The organism is Mesorhizobium sp. M7A.F.Ca.MR.362.00.0.0 (assembly GCF_004023175.1).
Classification (GTDB): domain Bacteria; phylum Pseudomonadota; class Alphaproteobacteria; order Rhizobiales; family Rhizobiaceae; genus Mesorhizobium.
This window is the reverse complement of record NZ_RZTF01000181.1, coordinates 1-3982: the sequence shown is the minus strand read 5'-3', so window position 1 is coordinate 3982 and position 3982 is coordinate 1. Positions and strand designations below refer to the sequence as shown.

Here is a 3982-nt window from a genome sequence, read left to right as displayed (position 1 = left end):
GAAGGACGCCGTCGACCTCGTCACGACCTCCCTAAACATCTTCGGCCTGCAGGCAGGCGAGGCCGGCCATCTGGCCGACGTCTACACCGCCGCGTTGAACGAGAGCAAGCTGACCCTGGACCAGCTGTCGGCCGCCATGCAGTACGCCGGTAACACGGCTGCGACGGTGGGCATCAGCTACAACGAACTGACCGCCGCCGTGGGCGCGCTCGCCAACGCAGGCATCAAGTCCGGCTCGACCATCGGCACTGGCATGCGACAGCTGCTCGTGGATCTGATCACGCCTTCGAAGAACCTGAAGGCAGAGCTCTCCCGCCTCGGCCTGTCGTTGGACGACATCGACATTAAGTCGCACGGTCTCTCGGGAGTCCTGGAGAACCTCAAGAACGCCGGCTTCGACACGTCGAGCGCCTTTAGTGGCCTGGAGGTGCGCGCCGCCGCGGCCTACACCGCGCTGTCGAACAACCTCGACACCATGTCGGAGCTCCGCCAGTCTTTCATCCTGACCAACGCTGCCGCCGAGGCGAACGAGACCCAGATGGAGTCTCTCGCCAACACCGCCAGGAACTTTGGCTCGAACCTTGGCGCGCTGGTCTACACGGCTTTCCAGCCGTTCCTCCGTACACTTCAGAGCACCGTGTCAGTTGGCGCCGGCGTCCTTGCATGGCTGCGCGAGCTCGGCCCGCTGGTCGAGATTGTTGGCACTGCCTTCGCCACGATGGTGTCGGCCATGATCCTGGTCAAGCTGGGCCGGCTGGCTGCTGGGCTGATCGGTATCGGGGCGGCGGCGACCGGAGCAACCGGCGCGATGGTGGCCCTGCGCGCCGCCACGCTGGGCAACCCACTCTTCCTGGGCGCCACCGTCCTGATCACCGGTCTTCAGCTCCTGACGGCATACGCCGACACTGCGGGCCGCGTGCAGGCCTCGCTGGACCAGCTGAAAGCCGAACAGAACGATTATCAGGCGTCGGTCGACAACACCAACGACCGGATCACCAGCCTGTCTGCGGCCATGGACGACCTGGCCCTGAAACAGAAGAACCTCGACAACGGCAGCGAGGTCCTGCGCAAGACCAAGATCATGGAAGTGCTGTCGAGCTTCCAGGAGCTGACCGGCGAGATCGATGCCTCCACCGCCTCGGTCGCGGACCTGATCCAGGCCATGCAGAACCTCAAGACCGAGATGGTCAACGGCCTGCCTGACCAATTTGGTTTGCTCGTCGACAAGATCGACCAGCGGATTGCCATCCTCAAGAATGCGGCCACCGATCAGGCCAATGGCGAGGGTGCATGGATCGCTCGGCAGGCGGCCTCCAACCGGTTCGGAAACGGCGGTACCATCTACGCCAATCAACAGGGCGTCTTCAACGATGAGATTGCCAAGCGGTTCGGCAAGGACGTCGCCGAGGCGTTTGAACTGTCCACCCATCAGAAGGGTATCGACGAGGTTGGTGGGCAGCGCGCCCAGGCACTGTCAGTCATCATTGAGCGGATGATCAATGCCACTGAGCGGAAGATTAAGCCGCTCAACGACCGAAGCGGTTTCATGGGCATCGGCAGCGACCTGTCTCCCGAGGAAAACGAGCAGCTGGTCTCTCTCCGCAAGGACGTCAATTTCCTGAAGACGCTTAAGGAAGGCTACGACCCGCTCTCGAAGTACCTGGTGCAGATCGACGCGGAGAAGGCCAATCGCAATGTCCAGGTCGACAAGCAGGCCGGCGCTACGCTCGCGAGCACCAAGGGCTACCAGAACGCCGACATAGCCGCCCGCGACACCAACAAGTATCTGCAGGGCCGATTGGGCGAGATCATCAGCGCCGATCTGCCGATCGAGCAGACCAAGGCGGCCTATGACCAACTCGAGGCCGAGCTCAACCAGCGTATCGAGAAGATCAATGCCGAGCTGAAGACCGCGGCCGACGAGATGCGCGCCTCGGGCGATTTCAGCGACAAGGACATCAAGGACGCACTGGACGGCAGTGAGATCCAGACCAACCTGGCTGGCCTGCAGGGTGCGTTCAAGAAGGGCGCCGAGGGCTCGATCAAGGCCTTCAAAAAGTTCCAGAGCTACATGCTGGAGCAGGGCCAGAAGGATATCGAGAAGCAAGTCGCCGCCACGAAGAAGCAGCTCGCCGACGCCACGAATGAGCGTCAGGTCGACCTCCTGGAAAACCAGCTCTACGCGCTCGACAGCAAGCTGGCCAAGCTGGAGCAGGATGCATTCGACGCCGATCCCGACAAGAACGTCGGTGACAACGACGCCGACCTCGAACTGGCCAAGCGGAAGATCCGTGACCAGCAGAAAGACCGCCGGGACGATCTCATCGGGTCGGTCATCGAGAAGCGGGCAGCGCTGGCGGAGAAAGCCAACGAGGCGTTCGAAGGCAACCTCAAGGATCAGCTGAAGGGCGTTCAGGACGAGATGGCAAATCTCGTCCAGTCGATCGACAACAAGTCGACCGAGGAAGCCATCAAGGCGGTCAAGGCCAAGCTCGACGAGCTGAACGCGAAGGCCAAGCAGCTCGCCGGCCAGATCGCGGGCATCTCGGTGGGCGATGACTTCGGGTCGTTCGCCGTGGGTGGTCTCCCGACCGCCGACGCATCCGACATCCAGCGGAAGATTATCGACGCTGCCAACAAGGCCGGCATCCCGGCGCAGATCGCGCTCGCCGTCGCGTCCTTCGAGAGCCAGTTCAAACCGACCGCTAAGAACCCGTTGTCGAGCGCCGCCGGCCTCTATCAGAACACGGACGACAATTGGGCCAGCCATGGCCTGACGCCGGCTGACCGCAGCAGCGTCGACATGCAGATCTTCGCCGGCATCCAGGACATGCTCCGCACCCAGAAGGCGCTCGGGTCCACGCAGCTGTCCTTCAAGGACTATTACGGCTCACACCTGCTCGGCCAAGCTGGTTATGAGAAGGCCACTGCAAACCCGAATGCAAATGCTGCCACTCTGCTCGGGCAGGGTGTGGTCACTGGCAACGGCGGTAACCTCCAGCAGACTGCCTCGCAGTTCGTCGACATGGTCTACCAGAAGGCCGCAGTCCACCTGGAGAAGGTCAAGGGCCTTGTCCAGAAACCTATCGATGCGGCCGACGACGCGCTGACCACCGAGACGGACAACCTGACCGAGAAGTCCGATGACGCCGTCAGGGATTTTTCGAAGAAGGCCGAAACGAACCAGACCAAGCGGATCACCAAGCTCCTCGACGGTCAGGCCAAGGCTCTCGAAGCCCAGATCAACACCCTCATGGTCCAGTCCTCGAAGGCCCAGGACCCACAGGCTCTCCAGTCGATCATTGATCAGGTGAAGTCGAAATGGGCCGACATGGCTCAGAAGGAAATCGACGCCTTCACCAAGACGAACGAGGGCACCGATGATTTCGACGAACGCCTCACGGCCCTGAAGGATCAGCTGAACTCCGGCCTGAGCGGCAAGATCATCACGCTGCTGGACCGCTACCAGCAGTCGATCGAGAACCTCGAGTTCAAGCCCCTGGAGGAAGCCCAGGCCAGGCTCGCTGCGATGCAGAACCCGCTCTACGCGAACAAGTTCAGCGATGCCCAGGTCCAGGGCGCCCAGCACGACGTGCAGCTCCAGCAGCAGGCCGCTCAGCAAGAGCGCCTGAACCAGCTCGAGCAGCTCCACGCCTACATCCTCCAGCAGGTGTCGGCCGCCGAGCAGCAGTACGGCGCCAACAGCGAAATGGTCCAGGCGCTGAAGGAGCGTCAATACTCGGTCGAGCAGTCCCTGACCGGCGTGCGTCGCCAGGCTACCGCCGACACCACGGCGGCGGCCCAGACCGAAATGACGCTGAAGGACGCAATCGAGGCGGCCAACCGCGCCTGGATGCAGCGCAACGGTCTCATGGACGCCAACGGCAACATGATCTCGTCGGCTCAGAAGGCCGGCGCGGCCTGGGGCCAGGCGCTCGACGGTATCGCCAACTCCATGGGCACGCTGTTCACCGATCTGGCA

At 62.5% G+C, this 3982-nt stretch carries 1 protein-coding gene; it reads left to right on the top strand.

What is annotated here, in order from left to right; all coding sequences use genetic code 11:
• Positions 1-3982, top strand: a 3982-nt coding sequence (locus tag EOC06_RS20975; RefSeq protein ID WP_206631222.1) for a phage tail tape measure protein, incomplete at both ends; no start/stop codon positions are given.